At 64.3% G+C, this 18,877-nt stretch carries 24 protein-coding genes; 13 read left to right on the forward strand and 11 right to left on the reverse strand.

Annotated elements, in window-relative coordinates; genetic code table 11:
* Positions 1–15: 15 nt before the first annotated feature.
* On the reverse strand, positions 16–195 hold the full coding sequence (locus AC0L30_RS19370) for a hypothetical protein (protein ID WP_035992796.1): 180 nt from the start codon (positions 193–195) through the stop codon (positions 16–18).
* Positions 196–334: 139 nt separating this feature from the next.
* On the opposite strand from AC0L30_RS19370, the gene AC0L30_RS19375 reads away from it, so the two are divergent.
* Positions 335–613, forward strand: a complete 279-nt coding sequence (locus tag AC0L30_RS19375) for a DUF3551 domain-containing protein (RefSeq protein WP_007591714.1) — start codon at positions 335–337, stop codon at positions 611–613.
* A 19-nt stretch (positions 614–632) separates the two neighbouring features.
* Here the strand turns inward: AC0L30_RS19375 and AC0L30_RS19380 are convergent, their stop codons facing one another.
* From AC0L30_RS19380 to AC0L30_RS19390, 3 genes are all read right to left on the reverse strand, one after another.
* Positions 633–911, reverse strand: a complete 279-nt coding sequence (locus AC0L30_RS19380; RefSeq protein WP_007591715.1) for a hypothetical protein — start codon at positions 909–911, stop codon at positions 633–635.
* 174 nt (positions 912–1,085) lie between these two features.
* On the reverse strand, positions 1,086–2,096 hold the full coding sequence (locus AC0L30_RS19385) for an SH3 domain-containing protein (RefSeq protein WP_219683907.1): 1,011 nt from the start codon (positions 2,094–2,096) through the stop codon (positions 1,086–1,088).
* 162 nt (positions 2,097–2,258) lie between these two features.
* Positions 2,259–4,181, reverse strand: a complete 1,923-nt coding sequence (locus AC0L30_RS19390) for an FAD-binding monooxygenase (protein ID WP_473365783.1) — start codon at positions 4,179–4,181, stop codon at positions 2,259–2,261.
* Positions 4,182–4,284: 103 nt separating this feature from the next.
* On the opposite strand from AC0L30_RS19390, the gene AC0L30_RS19395 reads away from it, so the two are divergent.
* Positions 4,285–4,749: a MarR family winged helix-turn-helix transcriptional regulator gene (locus tag AC0L30_RS19395; RefSeq protein ID WP_007591720.1), complete on the forward strand. Its 465-nt coding sequence runs from the start codon at positions 4,285–4,287 to the stop codon at positions 4,747–4,749.
* A 121-nt stretch (positions 4,750–4,870) separates the two neighbouring features.
* Positions 4,871–5,299: a COG4315 family predicted lipoprotein gene (locus AC0L30_RS19400; RefSeq protein WP_007591722.1), complete on the forward strand. Its 429-nt coding sequence runs from the start codon at positions 4,871–4,873 to the stop codon at positions 5,297–5,299.
* Between the two features lie 6 nt (positions 5,300–5,305).
* On the opposite strand, the gene AC0L30_RS19405 is transcribed toward AC0L30_RS19400, so the two are convergent.
* On the reverse strand, positions 5,306–5,923 hold the full coding sequence (locus AC0L30_RS19405) for a L,D-transpeptidase (protein ID WP_198288227.1): 618 nt from the start codon (positions 5,921–5,923) through the stop codon (positions 5,306–5,308).
* 355 nt (positions 5,924–6,278) lie between these two features.
* Between AC0L30_RS19405 and AC0L30_RS19410 the strand changes: the two genes are divergently transcribed.
* The 4 genes from AC0L30_RS19410 (at position 6,279) to AC0L30_RS19425 (ending at position 8,752) form a co-directional block, all read left to right on the forward strand.
* Entirely contained in the window at positions 6,279–7,304 is a 1,026-nt protein-coding gene (locus AC0L30_RS19410) for a hypothetical protein (RefSeq protein WP_007591726.1), read from the forward strand.
* Positions 7,305–7,677: 373 nt separating this feature from the next.
* The gene (locus AC0L30_RS19415; RefSeq protein WP_354167448.1) at positions 7,678–7,908 is read left to right on the forward strand and encodes a DUF6894 family protein; all 231 of its coding nucleotides are present in this window, start codon (positions 7,678–7,680) and stop codon (positions 7,906–7,908) included.
* A gap of 92 nt (positions 7,909–8,000) precedes the next feature.
* Positions 8,001–8,390 carry a hypothetical protein gene (locus AC0L30_RS19420; RefSeq protein WP_007591729.1) on the forward strand — a complete coding sequence of 130 codons (390 nt, stop codon included), beginning with the start codon at positions 8,001–8,003 and terminating at the stop codon, positions 8,388–8,390.
* 110 nt (positions 8,391–8,500) lie between these two features.
* On the forward strand, positions 8,501–8,752 hold the full coding sequence (locus tag AC0L30_RS19425) for a hypothetical protein (RefSeq protein ID WP_007591737.1): 252 nt from the start codon (positions 8,501–8,503) through the stop codon (positions 8,750–8,752).
* Between the two features lie 28 nt (positions 8,753–8,780).
* Here AC0L30_RS19425 and AC0L30_RS19430 read toward each other — a convergent pair whose 3' ends face one another.
* From AC0L30_RS19430 to AC0L30_RS19450, 5 genes are all read right to left on the reverse strand, one after another.
* Positions 8,781–8,966, reverse strand: a complete 186-nt coding sequence (locus AC0L30_RS19430) for a hypothetical protein (RefSeq protein ID WP_219683905.1) — start codon at positions 8,964–8,966, stop codon at positions 8,781–8,783.
* 174 nt (positions 8,967–9,140) lie between these two features.
* Positions 9,141–9,422, reverse strand: coding sequence for a cell division topological specificity factor MinE (gene minE / locus AC0L30_RS19435; protein ID WP_007591739.1), 282 nt, complete (start codon positions 9,420–9,422; stop codon positions 9,141–9,143).
* Positions 9,419–10,234 (reverse strand): septum site-determining protein MinD, encoded by an 816-nt coding sequence (gene minD, locus AC0L30_RS19440; protein ID WP_007591740.1) that lies wholly within the window; start codon positions 10,232–10,234, stop codon positions 9,419–9,421. Before minD ends, minE begins: the two co-directional genes overlap by 4 nt.
* A 19-nt stretch (positions 10,235–10,253) precedes the next feature.
* Entirely contained in the window at positions 10,254–10,952 is a 699-nt protein-coding gene (gene minC / locus AC0L30_RS19445; RefSeq protein WP_007591741.1) for a septum site-determining protein MinC, read from the reverse strand.
* 235 nt (positions 10,953–11,187) lie between these two features.
* On the reverse strand, positions 11,188–12,204 hold the full coding sequence (locus AC0L30_RS19450) for an ABC transporter substrate-binding protein (RefSeq protein WP_007591742.1): 1,017 nt from the start codon (positions 12,202–12,204) through the stop codon (positions 11,188–11,190).
* Between the two features lie 101 nt (positions 12,205–12,305).
* Here AC0L30_RS19450 and AC0L30_RS19455 point away from each other — a divergent pair, with 101 nt between their 5' ends.
* The 6 genes from AC0L30_RS19455 (at position 12,306) to AC0L30_RS19480 (ending at position 17,517) form a co-directional block, all read left to right on the forward strand.
* Positions 12,306–12,953, forward strand: coding sequence for a TetR/AcrR family transcriptional regulator (locus AC0L30_RS19455; RefSeq protein ID WP_007591743.1), 648 nt, complete (start codon positions 12,306–12,308; stop codon positions 12,951–12,953).
* 84 nt (positions 12,954–13,037) lie between these two features.
* Positions 13,038–13,808: an ABC transporter permease gene (locus tag AC0L30_RS19460; RefSeq protein WP_035994923.1), complete on the forward strand. Its 771-nt coding sequence runs from the start codon at positions 13,038–13,040 to the stop codon at positions 13,806–13,808.
* 31 nt (positions 13,809–13,839) lie between these two features.
* Positions 13,840–14,877 carry an NAD-dependent epimerase/dehydratase family protein gene (locus AC0L30_RS19465; RefSeq protein ID WP_007591746.1) on the forward strand — a complete coding sequence of 346 codons (1,038 nt, stop codon included), beginning with the start codon at positions 13,840–13,842 and terminating at the stop codon, positions 14,875–14,877.
* Positions 14,864–15,685, forward strand: a complete 822-nt coding sequence (locus AC0L30_RS19470; protein WP_007591748.1) for a GNAT family N-acetyltransferase — start codon at positions 14,864–14,866, stop codon at positions 15,683–15,685. The genes AC0L30_RS19465 and AC0L30_RS19470 overlap by 14 nt, the downstream gene beginning before the upstream one ends.
* Before the next feature lie 6 nt (positions 15,686–15,691).
* The gene (locus tag AC0L30_RS19475; RefSeq protein ID WP_219683904.1) at positions 15,692–16,747 is read left to right on the forward strand and encodes a dihydrodipicolinate synthase family protein; all 1,056 of its coding nucleotides are present in this window, start codon (positions 15,692–15,694) and stop codon (positions 16,745–16,747) included.
* Positions 16,735–17,517, forward strand: a complete 783-nt coding sequence (locus AC0L30_RS19480) for an ABC transporter ATP-binding protein (protein ID WP_219683903.1) — start codon at positions 16,735–16,737, stop codon at positions 17,515–17,517. The genes AC0L30_RS19475 and AC0L30_RS19480 overlap by 13 nt, the downstream gene beginning before the upstream one ends.
* 122 nt (positions 17,518–17,639) lie before the next feature.
* On the opposite strand, the gene AC0L30_RS19485 is transcribed toward AC0L30_RS19480, so the two are convergent.
* On the reverse strand, positions 17,640–18,731 hold the full coding sequence (locus AC0L30_RS19485; protein WP_219683902.1) for a TRAP transporter substrate-binding protein: 1,092 nt from the start codon (positions 18,729–18,731) through the stop codon (positions 17,640–17,642).
* Positions 18,732–18,877: the final 146 nt, after the last annotated feature.

Here is an 18,877-nt window from a genome sequence, read left to right on the forward strand (position 1 = left end):
TGCCCCGTCTTGCGGTCAGGCCGCCAATAGCTGATCGAATTCGGGCGGCGCGTAGGCCTTGCCGTCCTGGTCGGTGATGACGACCTTCCACCCCTCGCTTGCCCAAACCTTCGCCTTCGCCACGATGAGCAAACGGCTCTCGCGGGCAAAACTGCACTTCTCGTTGTCGCGTTCTGCGACCATCTTGTAGGCCAATGCGCATCCCCTTGCGTTGCCCCTGCACCCGCTCTCGTCGTGGCAGCGGGCTTTGGCGGCAATTCGCCGGGAGCGTGGCAATTTGATGCCATCCAAGGCAGCATTGTGCCTGGTTCCGGCCGAACGATGGAGATGGATCGTGCGCCGCATCATGAATGCGATTCTGCTTGTAGCGGGCTGGCCTGGTGCGGGCTTGCTCGGCGTGACGCCGACAGCCGCGCAGACCTATGATCCGCGCCATCCCGTCTGCATCGAGATCTACACGATCGACGGCCGCAGCATCGATTGCAGTTTTGCGACAATCGCGCAGTGCGCCGCGACCGCCTCCGGGCAGTCCGCCCAGTGCTACGCCAATCCTTATGCCACGCCGAGCCGGCAGCTGAGCCCGGTTCCGTCGCCGCCGCGACGAAGCCGATAGCATCAGGTCTGCGCTCCGATCAGTGGACGCGAATGATATGGGGACGGCCGAGATCAATCAGCCCCTGCACCGCCGAGAGGCGGTCATCGAGGGCTGCGATGGTCAGCAACAAATTGTTGCGGCGTTCGTCGAGAAGGCCCATCTCGGCGCCGGAGAGTTTGGTGCTCGATCGCTCCTTGTGAATCACCTCGAGAGATTGGCGCAATCCGGCAATCAGGCCGGACAGCTGCTTGGCTTCCTTGGTCATCGACCGCTTCGCGACATTATGGCGGCGCGCCTCCGCTTGGTTCTGTCTCATCGTCGTCATCCTCCCGTGCCCCGCTGCCCCGAGTGGAATGCTTACAGCTTTGAGTAGACATATTACGATCGATGAAATCTGCCCGCGAAGAAGCTTCTTAAATTGTACGCGCACGGAACCCGGTCCGCCCCGAGCAGAAAGCCCGGCGCGAGGGCCGGGCTTTCTTTGGCAACTCTAGTGCTTTTGGTGCCCGCCACCGGGACCGCCGGCCGGCGCACCGCCGCCGTGCGGCGCGGCGTTGATGTGAGGAGCGCCGCCGCCACCGCCATGAGGCATCGCAGGCGCAGCCGCGCGCGGCGCCGGCATCTGGGCATGAGCGTTCATCGGGGAGCCGTGGCTCACATTGGGCTGGGCCACATGCGGCATCGCAGGCCGGCTTGCGGGAGCGGCTGAGACACGCGGCGCCTCGTGTGCGCGTGCCATCGGTTGCGCACGCACCGCTGCGCGGCTCGCGGCCTGCTCGTGCATGACGCGGGCCTGTGCATCGCGCGGATTGCGGCTCTGCAGATTGGTCCGCTCATGCGCGATGCGGTCGCTTCGTCCCGCGCGGGCCCGGTCCGTCGTCACCGCAGTCTCGCGCCTGGCGATCGCGGCGTCGTGCCGTGGAGTCGCGGCATCACGGCCCGAGACCGCGGCCGCGCCTCTAAGGCTTTCCTTCGCATTTTCCCTTGCACTTTGCTTGGCATTCGCACCGTTGTGCCCGAGTGCGACTGCCGCATCGCGCGTTGCCGCGCGGCCGATGCGAGCCGCGCGCGGATCGATCGTCATCCGCATCGCGTCGCGCTGATGCGAAGTCCAGTAGCTATTCCAGTGGGCATGCCGCCGATACCAGGGCCGCCCCTGATAATAGCTCGACCAGTACGAGGTCAGCACGAAGGGGACGATCGGCACGTCGATCTCGTCGACATAGTCTGGGAGATAGACGTAGTGATTGCGGTAGAGATATTCGAGATATTGCGACGACACCCAGCCGCGGTCATCCGAGAAGCTCACGTCGCACCAAGCGTTGCCGCGCAGGCAACCATGGATGTCGACGCGGGCGCCCTCGGGGATGCGATCGACCAGCGGAAAGCCCGGACCCGGCCCGGCGCGCAGGCCGGTCGAGACGGTGACCATGCCCGGTGCGGCCAGCGCGGCCGTCGGGGCAAGCAGCAATGCGGCTAACAACACGCTTCGGAATTTCATGGCGTAGTCCTCCTCTTTCGAGTCGGAACGCGCCAGCGGAACGGGCGTTCCGCGTACGAAGGTCTCATTCGTCGAAAGATCGAGACCGATGCCGCGCGCGGTTCAATATTCATTGGCTGTTCATCGACACCGCGCGCAGAGAGGGTGTGCGCTGCCGTCCCGTCAGTTCACTTGCTGCATAAAACCGTCGAAGTACGCAGCAAGCGCAGCAAAATCATCGAGCGGCAGCACGGTCGCGACATACTGATCCGGCCGCACCACGACCATGCAGCCGGCCTTGCGATCGATACCGCGCATGGTGAAAACGTCTTGACCATTCTTGAGGTCCGGACAGAACATCTTCTCGTAGTCGATCAGGCCGTACCGGCCCTTGCGCGGAAGCAGCAGCGCGGGCATCGCCTCCATGGCGAGCTCGCGATGATCCTGCTGGAAGACCGCCCGCAGGTCGATCACGCTGTCGATGTCGGCGGCCGCTGGCGTGTAACGCCGGACCGGCGACTCCCGGGCGTCGGAGAGAAAACTGCACAAGGCGCGAATGGCCGAGCCGGCTGCTGCCGGATCCTCAGCGCCGGAGAAAGCGTAGATGCGGAAGCGGCCATCCGCCGGCGCGGCGTGACCGAGATGCACCGGCTTGGCATCCGCAAGCCGGATCACCGGTGCGGAATGAAAGCGCGTGCCGATGACGAAGCCTTGCGCGAGATGCTGGTGGGACGTCGCTCCGGTCAGAACCGACGGGCGGTAATGCGTCGCCGTGCCCGCGGTGTAGCGACCGTGCCTCACGAAATAGTCCTGCGTCCTGGCGGCATCGGCGCCGCCGGCCTTGGCGGCGGACGCGAGAATTCCCGCCCATTCGCGGTCGAAATCGATCAGCTCTTTCGCAACCGCCTGGCGCTCGGCCGAATAGGAATGCAGCAGGCTCGGCGCAGACTGCTTCCGCAAAACGGCAGCGAGCTTCCAGCCGAGATTGAAGGCGTCCTGCATCGAGACGTTCATGCCCTGCCCCGCCTTCGGGCTGTGGGTGTGGCAGGCATCTCCGGCGATGAAGATCCGCGGCAGACGCGCTGCGATCTCGGTCTCCGGCACGTCGTCGAACTTGTCGGTCAGGCGCTGGCCGATCTCGTAGACCGACCACCACGCGATCTCCTTCACATCGAGCATATGCGGCTTCAGGATCCGCTGCGCCTTCGCGATCACGTCATCGGCGGTGATGTTGCGATTGGCGACGCGCTCGCCGACGTCGAGCTTGGCGAGCTCGACATAGAGGCGGACCATATAGCCGCCCTCGCGCGGAATGATCAGCAGGCTGCCGTCCTTCGCCGACTGGATCAGGGCCTTGAAGCGGATGTCGGGAAAATCGGTCACCGCCAGCACGTCCATGACGCCCCAGGCATGATTGGCGGAATCGCCGAGCAACTCGCGACCGATCGATTTGCGCACCATGCTGCGGGCGCCGTCGCAGCCGACGACGTAGCGCGCCTTGATCGTCTCTATCTTGCCCTCGTTCTCGGGGTCGACCCGTTCGAGCCGCGCCGTCACGGCATGGTCGGTGGGCCCCGCGGAGGGATGGACCTGAAGGTCCAGCAGGCGCCGGCTGTAATGGGGCTCGAGCCTGGCCGGCGCTTTGCGCATGACGTCGAGAAAACCGTCATGGATGCGCGCCTGGTTGAGAATGACGTGCGGGAATTCCGACAAACCGTCCTCGACGTCCTGCACCCGGCCGCTGCGGACGATGTTTTCCGGCATCCGCTCGTCCGGCTTCCAGAACGTGGTCTCGTTCACCCAACAAGCTTCCTTCAGGACGCGCTCGCTGAATCCGAAGGCGTGGAACATCTCCATGGTGCGGCATGCGATGCCATCGGCCTGCCCGACCAGCAAGCGATCCGGCTTCTGCTCGACGATGCAGGTCTTGATGTCAGCAAACTGCGCAAGCTGGGCAGCGAGCGTCAGGCCCGCAGGGCCACAGCCGACGATGAGGACATCGACCTCGTCAGGAACGCCCCCCGTTGCGCCCGAAGCCTGAATGCGCGCGGCGGGATCGGCGATTTCAGGGTCGCCCGGCTGAAATCCATTGAGATGGAATTGCATGAGCACCTCTCCCGGAAACGTTCTGTTTGGATATTGTTCAGTATGCTGACTATCAGTATACTTGTCAACGATCCCGGCCGTCCTGCCCCAACGGAGAAATTCGGTGAAAGACAACAACGACATGCCCGGACATCTGGCGCGCCGGTTCCAGCAGATCGCGGTGGCGGTGTTTTTGGCCGAGGTCGGCGATGCCGGATTCGACCTCACGCCGGTGCAATACGCCGCGCTCGCGACCATCAAGGCCAACCCGGGCCTCGACCAGGTGACGCTCGCAGGATTGATCGCCTACGACCGCACCACCATCACCGGCGTGATCGACCGCCTCGTGCAGAAGGGGCTCGCGGAGCGCCGCGCCTCGCGCCGCGACCGTCGTGCCCGCGAGCTCGAGATCACCGACGAAGGCCGCCGCACGCTGCGCAAGATCACGCCGGCCGTCGAATCCGCGCAACGCATCATGCTGCGCGGCCTCAGCGCGAAAGAAAGTGAGGATCTGATGCGGCTGTTGCACAAGGCCATCGCCGCCGGCAACGAGCTCAGCCGCGCCCCGCTGCGCGAAGCGCAGGCCTAACCCCCGTAATTGTACCGGTCGTTGTCGCAATGTCGCGAAACCTGGAACTAACCTTCGGCTGTTAGGGTCCGCCGCATTCGGCGTTTAACGCGCGATTAACTTTGCCGGTCTGGAGTTTCGGATGTTCAGGTTCCTCATTGCGGCGGCGGCCATCGCGCTCTCGACCGCTCCGGCGCTCGCGAATGGCCATGGCGGCGGCGATGCCCCTCCTCCGCCGAAGCCCGCGACCTCACCGGCGAAAGTCATCCTGACCAAGCAGGGCCCCACGCTCGTCGACCTCAACGGCATGACGCTCTACTATTACGAGCGCGATACCACCGGCAAGACGTCGAACTGCAACGGCAAATGTGTCGAGAGCTGGGTGCCGCTGCCCGCAACGGCCGATGCCAAGGCGGTCGGCGACTTCACCGTGATCAACCGTAACGACGGCAGCAAGATGTGGGCATATCGCTATCGCCCGCTCTACACCTCGCCGGCCGACAAGGCGCCGGGCGAGGCCAATGGCAATGCCACGACGCTGCAATGGCGCATTGCCCGTCCCGAGAATTAGGGCGACCTACCCGCGCCAGCTGGGCTGCGCTTCGACTTGCGCGTTCTGTCCGGGCGGCAGCACCACGACCGTTGAATTGAGCTTCACCCGGTCATAGAGATCGATCACGTCCTCGTTGCGCATCCGGATGCATCCGGACGAGATCGCCTGCCCGATATATTCCGGCTGGTTGGTGCCGTGGATGCGGTAGAGCGTGTCCTTGTTGCCGGCATAGAGATAGATGCCGCGCGCACCCAGGGGATTGGCGGGACCGCCGGGCACGCGCGCCGGATAGGGTCCGAGCCGCGCCTGGATGTCCGCCGTCGGAACCCAGTCCGGCCACTCCGCTAGACGACCGACCCGCGCGACACCGGAGAACGCCATGGCTTCCTCGCCGACCGCAACGCCGTAGCGAATCGCCTTGCCGTCGGGCAGCACGAAATAGAGATAGCGCGCATCGGTATCGACCAGAATCGTGCCCGGCTGCTCCTTGCGCGGATAATCGACGATATGACGAAGATATTGCTCGGGCACGTTCGCTTGCGCGTACGGCGTATGCGCGAGTAACTGCCGGTCGCGCGGCGTCATGCTCGCGTCCGTCGATGGCGAAAGCGTTGTCTGCATGCAGCCGCCCAATGGAAGCATGGCAACAACGAATAGAACGAATAAGGATCTTGGCACCGCCGGCCCCGATAGCGATAGCAGCACCCCCAGCAACACCAGATGCTGCCAAAATCGTGCTGAAAACAAGGCATTGTGGAACACGTACGCGTGTTTTCTGAGGCGGGTTCCATCACCACAAAGGGCGCAAGAGCGTCGCACAGTCTCCATCCCCTCGCCTTGCTTTGGTCAAACCCGGCTGGACTCGTGCGTCATGGCTTGGGCCTCGGGGAATTGGACGGGCTCACCTCAACGGATCTGCTCGCGCGAATGCGGACGGCCAACACTTCAACTACTCAACGCCCGGGCTTCAAAACACCCGGGCTTCAAAGGAGCTGCGATGCTCGCGACGCTGAACTCTCGGCAAATCGTCGATGAGATCGTGAAGGACACGGTCACGAACAACGACCCGCACGACGCGGTGCAGATTTCGCCTGACATTGTGCTGGCCTCGCGCCCTCTCAGCGTCGCGCCCGCGCTCGCGCCTGAGATCACGGCCCGCCCGGAACCCAAAATAGATCCGGCGTTCACGCTGAAGTCCAGAATGAATCCGGAGCCGAAGTTCAGTCCCGTCGCGGAGCCGCAGGCGGCAGCGCCCTCGGTCGACACTGCCGTGCGCGTCGCGGCCGGTGATGGTCTCAGCCGGCAGAAGCGCTCCTCGGCTGGCAAATGGCTGCGCGGCGCGTTCGTCACGATGCTGTTTGCGGGCGGAAGTGCGGCCGCCACTATCGCTTGGGAGAAACACGGCGACACCGCAAGACAGATGCTCGCCGAATGGACGCCGGTATTGGCGTCGCTGCTGCCTTCGACCTCGCAGACGGCACCGGTCGCCGCCGCGCAGGCCGCGCCACCTGCGGACCAGGCCGCAACGGATCAGGCCGCAACGGATCAACCGACAGATCAATCTGCGGCTCCGCCCGCAACCCAGGTTGCAGCAGCGGTGCCCACGGCAACACAATCCGATCCTGCACAATCGGTGCAGTCGATGACGCGCGATCTCGCCGCGATGGCGCAACAGATCGAGCAGCTCAAGGCTAACATCGCCGAGTTGAAGGCCGGGCAGGAGCAGATGGCACGCGAGATGACGAAGCCGCCCGCGCCGAAGCCGGTGGCCGATGCGAAGCCGCGCGTCGATCCGCGCGCGCAAATGTCCGTGCTGCCGCCGCGGCCTGCGACGGCGCCGGTTCGCAAACCGAAGCCGGTCGTGTCGCACACCTACATGCCGGCTTATTCGCCCGCGCCGCTCGCTCCGCCGCCGCCGTCGCAGGCTGCCGCGGTCCCACCGCCAGCTGCACCTGTGACGACGACGCAAGCCGTTGCCGACGACGATGGACCTGTCGTGCGCCCGCCAATGCCGCTGCGCTGAACCATCGTCACGCGACGACGCGAAAGCGTCGCGCCAGGGACGCTGTCCGAGTCGATGTGATGCGTTGAGTCCGGGTGACTACGGGAAGCGATGCTTCCATAGTTTTCCATCAAGAGAAAAGGCCGTCGGGATCTATGCCGGCGGCCTTCTCTTGCAGCTGCCGGTTCCCGGAGCCCGGTTCTGCTGCAATTCCATGCCTGATGATCACGCCGACATATTTAATAAAATCTTAACACGCTTGAATGCTGCACATCATTTCTGCGCCATAAGCACAGAGATTGCGCGCGCCTTTCATTCGATAAACATCGACTCAGTGGTACCATCAGTCATGTGTTGAAAGCCGAAGCTCAATTCGTCACACCGGGGAATTCGGATGCCTTACTATTCCTTCGATCTCGTGGTTGGTGAAGAGTTCAAGAACCAGGGCGGTATCATCCTCGAAGACATCGAGGTCGCCTCCGATCGCGCCGTCCAACTGGCCACCGAGCTGTCGCAGGTGAAGCCCGAGTTGCAAAGCAAGGGTTGCGCTGTGCGCGTCACCGACCGCGATCACAACGAGGTCTATCGCACGCCGCTTGATCCGGTGCCGGCCTGGCGGCGCTAGCTCGCCGGCCGTCTTCGCGGCCGCACGCTATCCCCATTGCGGAGCGGCGCGGCAGCCGCTAGCCTTCCCGAAAATTCGGGGAGGTACCAAGGATGCGGACTGGTTTTCTGATGACGGCCCTGTTGCTGCTGGCGGCGCCGGCCCAGGCGGCCGACCATCCACGTTCGACCTATGTCACCTTGGTCTTGCAGGCCTTCGCCGCCAAGGTCGAATGTCCGGGCACCGATATCGTCTACCAGGATCTGGTGCAGAAGGCGGAGCAGATGCAGCTGCCCGAAGGCACCACCGAGAAGGTCCGCAAGGCGATCGCCTGGATGCACACCGGCGGCAAGTTGGGCGAGAAGCAGGACGACGATCTGATGGCCGAGGTCGCGGTGGCCACCCAGGCGACCGACCTCAACCAACGCCGCCTCGGCATGCCCAGCTGGTGCGAGGCCCAGAAGACCAACCTCGCCGGCCTGATCCGCAGCAAGGGCGGTTAGCGCTCATCGCGCGGCGTTAAGCACGCTGTGCCGGAACTTTTGCTTCGGCCAATAATCGTCACAATCCTCGCCAGCATGCGGCTCTCTTCGAATTCGAACAGGGGAGCCCCATGCGGATCAACCATGTCCTCCTTACCGTCGCGTTTGCCCTCGCAACGGTGACGACCGCGCCCGTGCTGGCAAAGAATTCCGACGCCCAGAAGGGCGAGGACAAATCGACCTCGTCCTCATCGTGTAGCGCCTATCAGCAGGCGCCGGACGGCTCGTGGGAGCCGCTCCCCTGCAAGGAGACCGGCGAGCGCTCACAGCCGCAGACGCAGCATCGCACGTCGCCGCAGGGCGCCGACCGCGGGGAGCGTTGAAGGCGGGGAACCTTGACGCGCGAGGGTGTCAGCTCTGGTGCGGACCGCGGATGATCTTCATCGCGTCGGCGATGTGACGCCACTCTTTGGCCTCATCGCCCTCGCCGCGGCCCTCACAAGCCCTGGCCTGTTCGGCGGCCTTCGCGATCGCAGCAAAACCATGCTGTTCCAGCATCTGGCGCGCGACGGTGTGGACCTGGACCTCGGTCATCATGGGCGTTCTCCCGTTTGACGAAACCGCGGTGCATCGCGCCGCCGCGGGTTTTCACAACGATTGAGCCCTGACCTCGTTCCGCAGCGTTCCCGTCGGCGCGCAAAAGGCGGCCCGCTATGCCCAGCGGACCGCCTTTTCACCCACCCCAAATTTGAAGCGTCGCGGCCGAGGTCCCTAGCCGGCCGCCGCGCGCTTGCGCTCGAAATCGTTGGGCACCTCGATATCGACCTCGAGGGTCGAGACCTCGTCGCCGCGATCGAGCCGGACGATGACCTTGGTCGGGTCCAGCGTGACGTGCCTGGAAACGACCGCGAGGATTTCCTCACGCAGCACACCGAGCAGGTCGGGCTGGCCGCGCAGTCCGCGTTCATGGGCAAGCAGGATCTGCAACCGTTCGCGTGCGACGGGTGCAGAGGCCTTGTTGCCGCGGAGAAGCCGAAGCAGACCCATGCTCATGCGGCCCTCCGTCGCAGCAGGCGGTCCATGAAGCCCTTGCGCTCGGTCGGCACCTGCATCGGCACGGTGTCGCCGCACAGCCGGCGGGCGGCGTCGATATAGGCCCGCGCCGGTGCGCCTTCCGCGTTCGACAGCGTCACGGGCGTGCCGACGTTGGAGGCGCGCAGCACGTCCTGGCTCTCCGGGATGATGCCGAGCAACGGTGTTGCAAGAATTTCGAGAATGTCCTCGATGGTCAGCATCTCGCCGCGCGCCGCGCGCGAGGGATCATAGCGGGTAATGAGAATGTGCTTCTCGACCCGCTCGCCCTTCTCGGCCCGCACCGTCTTCGAATCGAGCATGCCGATGATGCGATCGGAATCGCGCACCGAGGAGACTTCGGGATTGGTGACGATCACGGCTTCGTCGGCAAAGCGCATCGCCATGGAGGCGCCGCGTTCGATGCCGGCCGGGCTGTCGCAGATCACCCAGTCGAAACGGCTGCGCAGATCATCGATGACCTTGCCCACGCCCTCTTCGGTCAGCGCGTCCTTGTCGCGGGTTTGCGAGGCCGGCAGCAGCCAGAGGTTCTCCAACCGCTTGTCCTTGATCAGGGCCTGCGGCAGCTTTGCGACGCCCTGCACCACGTTGATGAGATCGAACACGACGCGGCGTTCGGCTCCCATCACGAGGTCAAGGTTGCGCAAGCCGACGTCGAAATCGACGACCACGACCTTTTCGCCGCGTTGCGCGAGCGCAGCCCCCAGTGCGGCGGTCGTCGTGGTCTTGCCGACGCCCCCCTTGCCTGACGTCACGACCAGTACCTTGGCCATCTCTGAAATCTCCTTCTGGTCAGTTCAGCGCAGTAATTCGCATGGTGTTGCCCTGGAGCCAGGCCTGAGCCGGCTTGCCGCGCAGGGCCGCGTCGATATCGTCGGCGGTCTGGTAAAAGCCATCGATTGCAAGCAGTTCGGCCTCGATCTTCTGACAATAGATGCGTGCGCTCGTGTGACCGTTCACGCCCGCCATGGCGCGGCCGCGTAGCGCGCCGTAGATGTGGATGGAGCCGCCGGCGACGACTTCGGCGCCGGAGCCGACCGAGCCGAGAATGGTGACGTCGCCTTCGGGGAAGATCACAGTCTGGCCCGACCGAACGGGGCTTTCGAGCAGCAAGGAGGTCGGCTTGGTCTCGACCTTCGCCTCAACCTTCTTGGGAGCGCTCGGTTCGATGACGCAGCTCCGCCCGCCCGAAAGCAGCGGCGGCATCATGGGGGTCAACCGGCCCTCCTCCACGCCCTCGATCCCGAGCACGCGAATGTTGCGGTCCTGAAGGCTGGTGAGCAGATGCCCGATGCCGGACTGGCTGAGATCGACCGAGGACAGGTCGATCACCACGGGGCGACCGGCAAAGAAGCCCGGCGAGCGCGCGATGGTGGTGTCGATCTCCTGCAGCCAGTCCTGGATGGGAACCGTCGGCACGAACACGAAGGCCACATAGGAGCGCCCGCGCAGGCGAACCATTTGGCGTTGAGGTTTTACTGCAGCCTCCATAGCGGCCGACTCGTTCCCTGTTATTGAATGGTTAACGATGCCGCCGATATGGTTAATGGCCGGTTAATTTCTCCGTGGGGTTACGTGCCCGTCCCAACTGTCATCGCCCGCGAAAGCGGGCGATCCAGTACTCCGAGACGGTTGTGGGTCAATCGACAGGGCGCGGCGTACTGGATGCCCCGCTTTCGCGGGGCATGACACCGGTGTGTGGGGCGGCGCGACGGCTCTTCGCCCCCTACTTCTTCACCTTGCTCGCATCCATCTTGACGGCGGGATCGAGCATCTTGGTCGTGAACGCCGTCGTGACGTCGAACGGCTTTTCCATGCCGAGATAGGTCTGGACCAGTTCGTAGTCCTTCTTCATCCGCTCGCCGTCGATCCAGCCGAGCGCCTTCGTCGTGGTGAACTCATCCGTCATCAAAAACTTGATGCGCTCCCACTGGCGCTCCTGGTTCTCCTTGTCGAGACCGGAGACCTGGTCGAGCAACGCCTTCAGGCAGGGTGCGGCGTCGGCGACGCAGGTCGCAAAGGCCTTTTGCGTGACGCGCACGAACTCCTCGACCAGCTTGGGATTCTTCTGCAGATAGCCGCCGTTGACGATCAGCGAATTGCCGTAAGGGTTGAGCCCGATGTCCTTCCAGTTGACGTAGCCGAGATCGCTTCCGAACTCGATCACCTTCAAATCGTGCTCGTTGTAGAAGTCGCTGATGATGTCGACGGTATGGCTCTTCAGCGCGGCGATCTTCGCGGTCGGCCCGACATTGACGAAGCCGACAGAGTCGGGTGCAAGCCCTGCAGCCTTGGCGAAAGCCGGCCACATCACGCGCGAGGCGTCCCCGGGCGGATTGCCGATCTTGTGGCCGGCAAAATCCTTCACCCCGTTCACGCCGTAGCTCTTCAGCCAGTAGAAGGTCTGGCCGGTGTTGGCGTAGACGCTCATTACGGCAACAGCGTCAGCGCCCTTGCTCTTCGCCACCAGCATGGTGGCGAGATCGGCGACGCCGAAGGGCGAGCCACCGGAGCCGACCTTTGCGGCGGAGACGCCGGAGCCCTTGCCGACCTCGATGGTCAGATCGATGCCCGCCTTCTCGTACCAGCCTTGCGCCTTGGCGTAATAATAGGGCGAGTGATCGGCCGTCGGCGCCCAGTTCAGGATCAGATTGACCGCTTCGCCCGCGGTCGCGGGCACGACTGGTGATCCGAGCATCAGGGCCACAGCCAGGGCCGAGCCCGCCGCCTGCAAACGCTTCATCGCATCTCTCCTCGTTGCCCGCGACCCGGCTTGTCGCTCTCCCCCTGTGAGGATACCAATGCAACAAGGCCGCCCTCAACTTGTCAACTGTTTGGTTGGAAATGCCCGCAAAACGTTCAGGCGACACCGTGCCGCAGCGGCGCGACCCGGTCGCCACACGCAAGAAGCTGCTCACCGCGGCGCGCGAGGAGTTCGCCCGGCACGGCTTTGCCGGCGCCCGCGTCGACGAGATCGCGGAGCGCGCCGGCGTCAACAAGCAGCTCGTCTACCATTATTTCGGCGACAAGGACGCGCTCTATCTCGCCGTGCTCGAATGGGTTTACGCCGATATCCGCGAGCAGGAACGCCAGCTCAATCTCGAAGGCCTGCCGCCGGAAAAGGCGATCCGGAAACTGATCGAAGCCTCGTTCGATTATCTGGCGACGAACCCCGATTTCATCGTGCTTCTGAACGACGAGAACCGTGGCGGTGCCCGCCACGTCCGCGGCTCGACGCGGCTGGAGGCGATGCATTCGCCGCTGGTGAAGAGCGTGTCCCACATCCTTCACGAGGGCGTCCGCGCCGGAATGTTCCGCAAGGGAATCGACCCGATCCAGCTCTATATCTCCATCGCGGGCCTCAGCTATTTTTATCTCTCCAACACACCGACGCTCTCGGCGATCTTCGGCAAGGACCTGTCGAGCCGGGCCGCGCGCCGCGCCCGCCGTCGGCACGTCGCCGATCTCGTGCTGCATTCGCTCCGGCCATAATCAACCAACTGGTTGAAACTTCCCTCAGGGACGGTTAGGCTCGCGACCAGCGGCAAGGTGGCCGCTGGCAACAGGGAGCAACTGGTGGCAGGAGACGGCGCCCGCAATACGCGCAGCTTTGCGATCGTCCTGATCGTGCACCTTGCCGTGCTCGTGCTCTGGCAGGTCCTGGTCGATGCCTTCCACGTGCCGAAGTTCATCCTGCCCTCGCCGCTCGCGACAATCCAGACGCTGGGAACCGCGAGCTACGCCTGGGGCGCCAATACGCTGGTGACGGCAATCGAGATCCTCGGCGGCTTTGCGCTCGGCGCATTCGTCGGCGTGGCGCTGGCCGTCATCTTCAGCTGGGCGCCGCTGATCAGCCTCGTGCTGCTGCCGCTGTTCGTGACGCTGAACATGATCCCGAAGGTCGCGCTCGGCCCGCTCCTCATCGTCTGGTTCTCCTACGGCATCGTGCCGAACATCCTGATCGCCTTCAGCATCTGCTTCTTCCCGATCCTGCTCACCACCGCGCGGGGCTTGCGCGAGGTCGAGCCGGATCTGCTCGACCTGGTCAAATCGCTGCGCGGCTCGCGCTGGACGCTGTTCCGCAAGATCCAGCTGCCGGGATCGCTGCCTTACATCTTCTCCGGCATGAAAGTCGGCGCCATCCTCGCGGTCGCCGGCGCCATCGTCGGCGAGTTCATCGCCTCCGAGCGCGGGCTCGGCTACCTCATGATCCAGGTGCAGTCATCGCTCGACACGCCCGCGATGGTGATGGCCGTCGTGCTGCTGACGCTGCTCGGCGTCGCGCTTTACGGCTTCGTGCTCGCCCTCGAACGCATATTCGTGGTCGGTGACGCAACACCGACCTGAAACGTCAAAGCCAAGACCAGGGACCACAACCATGCTCCTGACCCGCCAGACACTGCCGAAGACCATCCCTGATATCGCTGCGCTCGACGATCTCCTGTGCCGGCCGACCCAGGCATTGATCGACGACCTCGCCAGGGTCGAGGGCGACATCATGATCCTTGGCGTCGCCGGCAAGATGGGGCCGACGCTGGCGGGGCTTGCCAAAGCCGCAGCGCCCGATCGCCGCGTCATTGGCGTCGCCCGCTTCAGCGACGCCGGCGTCAAGGACTGGCTGCACGGGCGTGGCGTCGAGACCATCAATTGCGACCTGATGGACGAGACCGCGATTCAGACGCTGCCGAAGGCGCCCAATATCGTCTTCATGGCCGGCCGCAAATTCGGCGCGGAGGGCGATCTGTCGCTGACCTGGGCGATGAATGCGCACGTGCCGGCGCTGGTCGCGCAGGCCTTCCCCTCGTCGCGGATCGTGGCGTTCTCGACCGGCTGCATCTATCCCTTCGTCCCCGTCGACGGCAAAGGCTCGCGCGAGGACATGGCGCCGAACCCGCCCGGCGAATACGCCCAATCCTGCGTCGGCCGCGAGCGCATGTTCGAGTTTTTTTCGCGCAAATTCGGAACGCCCGGGCGGCTGTTCCGCCTCAATTACGCGATCGACATGCGCTATGGCGTGCTCCACGACATCGCATCGAAGGTGCTCACGGGCACGCCGATCGACGTCAGCATCGGTCATGTCAATTTCATCTGGCAGGGCGATGCCTCGTCCCAGGCGCTGCGCTGTCTCGCGCATTGCACGACGCCGACCTCGCCGATCAATGTCAGCGGCCACGAGATCTTGGCGGTACGCGACCTCGCAGCACGATTCGGCGCCAGGTTCGGCCGCGCGCCGGTGCTGACAGGAAACGAACAGCCGACGGCGTGGCTGACGGACACGTCCAAGGCCGTCGAGCTGTTCGGCCTGCCGGTCGTCGACACCGAGCAGCTGATCGCCTGGACCGCGGATTGGGTGTCCCGCGCCATGCCGAGCCTCGGCAAGCCCACCAAATACGAGGTGCGCGATGGACGCTACTGACGAGCCGGCCATCATCAAGCTCGGCGTCGACGATGCGATCGCCGGGCTCGTGCTGTCGACGGAAGCACGCTGGAACCAGACCGAGGAGGACTGGCGCATCTTCCTGCACGATGGAATCGTGTTCGGCATCCGTGACGGCAGACGGCTGGTGGCAACCGCGGCCCTGCTGCCCTACTCCAGCAAAAATGCCTGGATCAGCATGGTGCTGGTATCAGGCACCCATCGCCGCCGCGGCCTTGCAACGCGCCTCGTCGATGCCTGCCTGGAAACCGCCCGCAGGAACGGCCTGACGAGCTGGCTCGACGCAACGCCGGATGGTGCTGCCGTCTATGGGCCGCTCGGGTTCACGCCGACCCTGCAATTGCGCCGCCTCAAACTGGTGAAACCCGCGTCAACGTCCGGGCAGGCACCTTCATCCGCGACGCTCGACGCGCTCCGCATGCGTGACCGGCGCGCCACTGGTTTCGATCGAACCGCCCTGCTCTCCAACTTCGCTCGGCGTCCCGGCTCACGCATCGTCTCCGCGAACGGAGCCATCGCGCTGGTTCGCGACGGACGCACCGCGCGCCATATCGGCCCGCTATTTGCCGACAACACGGCAGCAGCGCTGACCCTGGTGGATGCCATCGCACGATCGGAAACCGGGCCGCTGCTGCTCGACGCCGTCGCGTCGCAAGCCGCGTTCCCTGACGGATTGACCGCGTCGGGCTGGAGCATCGAACGGCCGTTCCAGCGCATGCGGTTCGGCCCCGCCACAGCCGCGGGTGAGGACATGCCATTCGCCGTCGCCGGCCCTGAATTCGGATAGGACATCATGCACCACAGTCAGATCAACAGCGATATCCGCAAGCTGATCGCCGACGGCACCGTGCTGCCAGCGCATCCCCTCGCGCTCACCGCCGAACGCCAGCTCGACAAAACGCATCAGCGCGCGCTGACGCGCTATTACATCGACGCCGGCTCCGGCGGCCTTGCTGTCGGCGTGCACACCACGCAGTTCGCGATCCGCAATGTCGGCCTCTATCGTCCCGTGCTCGAGCTCGCCGCCGAGACCGCGGCGAACTGGACCAAGCGTCCGCTGGCGCTGGTCGCGGGCCTTGCCGGCCCGACCCAGCAGGCCACCGCTGAAGCCCGCACCGCGCGCGACATCGGCTACCACGCAGGGCTCCTCAGTCTCGCTGCGATGAAGAGCGCGTCCGAAGACGAGATCATCGCGCATTGCACAGCGGTCGCGGCCGAGATTCCGCTGGTCGGCTTCTATCTCCAGCCGGCCGTCGGCGGCGTGGTCCTGTCGAGCCGGTTCTGGCAGCGCTTTGCCGCGATCGACAATGTCATCGCGATCAAGATCGCGCCGTTCAACCGCTACAGGACCCTTGATGTTCTGCGCGGCGTCGCGGCGGCTGGCGCGCTCGACCGCGTTGCGCTCTATACCGGCAATGACGACCACATCCTGCTCGATTTGATGCTGCCGTTCGACCTCCGCGACAACGGCATCACCACGCGGACCTACTTCAAGGGGGGTCTGCTCGGCCATTGGTCGGTCTGGACGGCGAGCGCGATCAAGCAATTCGAGCGCTGCAAAGCGGCACGGCACAAGGACAGCGTCCCGGCCGAACTGCTCGCGCTCGATGCCCGCGTCACCGATTGCAACAGCGCCTTCTTCGACGTCGCCAACGATTTTCACGGCTGCATCGCCGGCTGCCATGAGGTGCTGCGACGGCAGGGCCTGATGCAGGGCCTGTGGTGCCTCGATCCTAACGAGGGCCTGAGCCCCGGCCAGAAGGACGAGATCGACCGCGTCGCTCGCGAGCATTCAGATCTCAGCGACGACGCCTTCGTGGCCGCAAACTTGAATAAATGGCTGGCATGAGCTCAAACCCCTTCATCAGCCTGCAAGGCGTCCGCAAGGTCTATCGTAGCGGCGGCGCCGAATTCCTGGCGGTGTCCGACGTCACCATGGACGTGCAGGAGGGTGAGCTTGTCTCGCTGGTCGGCCCGTCCGGCTGCGGCAAGACCACAGTGATGAAGATCTTGGCCGGCCTGCACGGCGCCGACGGCGGCACGGTGAAGATCGGCAATGCCAAAAGCCCGTTCGATCCGACCCGCGACATCGGCATGGTATTCCAGCAGGCGCTGCTGCTGAAATGGCGGACGATCCTGGACAATGTGTTGCTGCCGGCGGAGATCGTCGGCCTTCCCATGAGGGCCGCGCGCGAGCGGGCGCGCGATCTGCTCAATCTGGTGGGTCTTGCCGGCTACGAGCAGAAATATCCGCGAGAGCTGTCCGGCGGCATGCAGCAGCGTACCGCGATCGCGCGCGCCTTCATTCACGACCCGAAACTGATCCTGATGGACGAGCCGTTCGGCGCGCTCGACGCCTTGACGCGCGAGCAGATGAACCTGGAGATGCTGCGGATCTGGCGCGAGAGCGGCAAGACCATCATCTTCATCACGCACTCGATTCAGGAAGCCGTGTTCCTGTCCTCGCACTGCGCCGTGCTGACCGCCGGCCCGGCGAAGATGGCCGATTATTTTCCGATCGACCTGCCCTTCCCGCGTGATCTTCCGCTCAAGACCACGGACGCGTTCGGCGCCTATGCACGGCGCATTTACGAGAAGCTGGGTTTGGGCGCGGCTTAATTCACCGCACGATAGATGCTGTAGGGTGGGCAAAGCGAAGCGTGCCCACCATGGCGAGTCATGCAAGCAGTGGTGGGCACGGCGCAAGTGCGCCTTTGCCCACCCTACGGGAGTTTGCGCGATCAGGTCTTGTTGCGCATCTTGCCGAGCAGATAATTATCGTAAAAATTCTCCGCGATCTGCGTGTAGAACAGCAGCTCCTTCATATAGGCGTCGTGGCTTTCCTTGGTGCGCTTGAACAGGTCGCTCTTGGTGGCGAGCTCGTTCAGATGCTCCTGGGTCGCGGCGTAGCAGGCCTCCAGCACCGGCTGCGGAAACGCCTTCAGCTCCGCGCCATTGGCGATCAGCCGCTTCAGCGCCGCCGGATTCACGCTGTCGTATTTCTCGAGCATCCAGGCGCCCGCGGCCGACGCGGCCTGGTTGACGATCGCCTGGTACTGCTTCGGCAGCGACGCCCACTTTTCGTCGTTGACGATCATGTGCAACATGGCGCCGCCCTCCCACCAGCCCGGGAAGTAGTAGTATTTTGCGACCTTCTGGAAGCCGAGCTTTTCGTCGTCATAGGGGCCGACGAATTCGACCGCATCGATCGTGCCCTTCTCCAGCGCCGGATAGATGTCGCCGCCCGCGATCTGTTGCGGGACCACGCCGAGCCGCGCCAGCACATGGCCGCCCATGCCGGCGATGCGGAATTTCAGGCCCTTGAGATCGTCGACGGTCTTGATCTCCTTGCGGAACCAGCCGCCCATCTGGGTGCCGGAATTGCCGCAGAGGATCGCATGCGCCTTGAACGGCTTCAGCGCCTCGTTGGTGAGGTCGGCGCCGCCGCCGAAGTGCCACCAGGATTCCTGATGGCGATGGTTCATGCCGAACGGCGCGCCGGTCGCATAGGCCAGCGCCGGCTCCTTGCCGATGTAGAAATAGAGCGGGGTCTGCGCCATGTCGACAGAGGCTGTGCTGACGGCATCGAGCGCCTGCAGGCCCGGGACGAGCTCGCCGGCCGCAAAGGTCTGGATCTGGAATTTGTTGTCGGTGGCCTCGGCAACATATTTCGCAAAGGTCTGCGCAGTGCCGTAGATGGTGTCCAGCGACTTCGGGAAGCTGGAGGTCAGGCGCCATTTGATCTCGGGCGCGCCTTGCGCGATCGCAGGTGCGGCAACCAGCGTCGTCGCGCCGGCCATGGCGCCGCCCTTGAGGAACGTACGGCGTTTCATGATGGTCTCTCCCTGAACTATGTTTCAACGTCTCGGCTTGAGCGCGATCTTCGCGAGCTATTGCCGTTCCTATAGCGGAGTTCAAGTTGTGAGCGGTAGCCCGGATGGAGCGCAGCGCAATCCCGGGATCCCCCAAATATCTACCG

The sequence above is a fragment of the Bradyrhizobium sp. MI1.11 genome (assembly GCF_055811255.1).

Excerpts from the sequence above, each read along its gene's own strand:
- AC0L30_RS19470 (WP_007591748.1), top strand. The coding sequence starts at position 14,864 with ATGGACGCTACTGACGAGCCGGCCATCATCAAGCTCGGCGTCGACGAT.
- minE (WP_007591739.1), bottom strand. The coding sequence starts at position 9,422 with ATGAGCATGGGTCTGCTTCGGCTTCTCCGCGGCAACAAGGCCTCTGCA.
- AC0L30_RS19415 (WP_354167448.1), top strand. The coding sequence starts at position 7,678 with ATGCCTTACTATTCCTTCGATCTCGTGGTTGGTGAAGAGTTCAAGAAC.
- AC0L30_RS19485 (WP_219683902.1), bottom strand. The coding sequence starts at position 18,731 with ATGAAACGCCGTACGTTCCTCAAGGGCGGCGCCATGGCCGGCGCGACG.
- AC0L30_RS19455 (WP_007591743.1), top strand. The coding sequence starts at position 12,306 with ATGCCCGCAAAACGTTCAGGCGACACCGTGCCGCAGCGGCGCGACCCG.
- AC0L30_RS19410 (WP_007591726.1), top strand. The coding sequence starts at position 6,279 with ATGCTCGCGACGCTGAACTCTCGGCAAATCGTCGATGAGATCGTGAAG.
- AC0L30_RS19425 (WP_007591737.1), top strand. The coding sequence starts at position 8,501 with ATGCGGATCAACCATGTCCTCCTTACCGTCGCGTTTGCCCTCGCAACG.
- AC0L30_RS19400 (WP_007591722.1), top strand. The coding sequence starts at position 4,871 with ATGTTCAGGTTCCTCATTGCGGCGGCGGCCATCGCGCTCTCGACCGCT.
- AC0L30_RS19420 (WP_007591729.1), top strand. The coding sequence starts at position 8,001 with ATGCGGACTGGTTTTCTGATGACGGCCCTGTTGCTGCTGGCGGCGCCG.
- AC0L30_RS19405 (WP_198288227.1), bottom strand. The coding sequence starts at position 5,923 with ATGCTTCCATTGGGCGGCTGCATGCAGACAACGCTTTCGCCATCGACG.
- AC0L30_RS19465 (WP_007591746.1), top strand. The coding sequence starts at position 13,840 with ATGCTCCTGACCCGCCAGACACTGCCGAAGACCATCCCTGATATCGCT.
- AC0L30_RS19450 (WP_007591742.1), bottom strand. The coding sequence starts at position 12,204 with ATGAAGCGTTTGCAGGCGGCGGGCTCGGCCCTGGCTGTGGCCCTGATG.
- minC (WP_007591741.1), bottom strand. The coding sequence starts at position 10,952 with ATGGAGGCTGCAGTAAAACCTCAACGCCAAATGGTTCGCCTGCGCGGG.
- AC0L30_RS19480 (WP_219683903.1), top strand. The coding sequence starts at position 16,735 with ATGGCTGGCATGAGCTCAAACCCCTTCATCAGCCTGCAAGGCGTCCGC.
- AC0L30_RS19430 (WP_219683905.1), bottom strand. The coding sequence starts at position 8,966 with ATGATGACCGAGGTCCAGGTCCACACCGTCGCGCGCCAGATGCTGGAA.
- AC0L30_RS19385 (WP_219683907.1), bottom strand. The coding sequence starts at position 2,096 with ATGAAATTCCGAAGCGTGTTGTTAGCCGCATTGCTGCTTGCCCCGACG.
- AC0L30_RS19475 (WP_219683904.1), top strand. The coding sequence starts at position 15,692 with ATGCACCACAGTCAGATCAACAGCGATATCCGCAAGCTGATCGCCGAC.
- minD (WP_007591740.1), bottom strand. The coding sequence starts at position 10,234 with ATGGCCAAGGTACTGGTCGTGACGTCAGGCAAGGGGGGCGTCGGCAAG.
- AC0L30_RS19390 (WP_473365783.1), bottom strand. The coding sequence starts at position 4,181 with ATGCAATTCCATCTCAATGGATTTCAGCCGGGCGACCCTGAAATCGCC.
- AC0L30_RS19380 (WP_007591715.1), bottom strand. The coding sequence starts at position 911 with ATGAGACAGAACCAAGCGGAGGCGCGCCGCCATAATGTCGCGAAGCGG.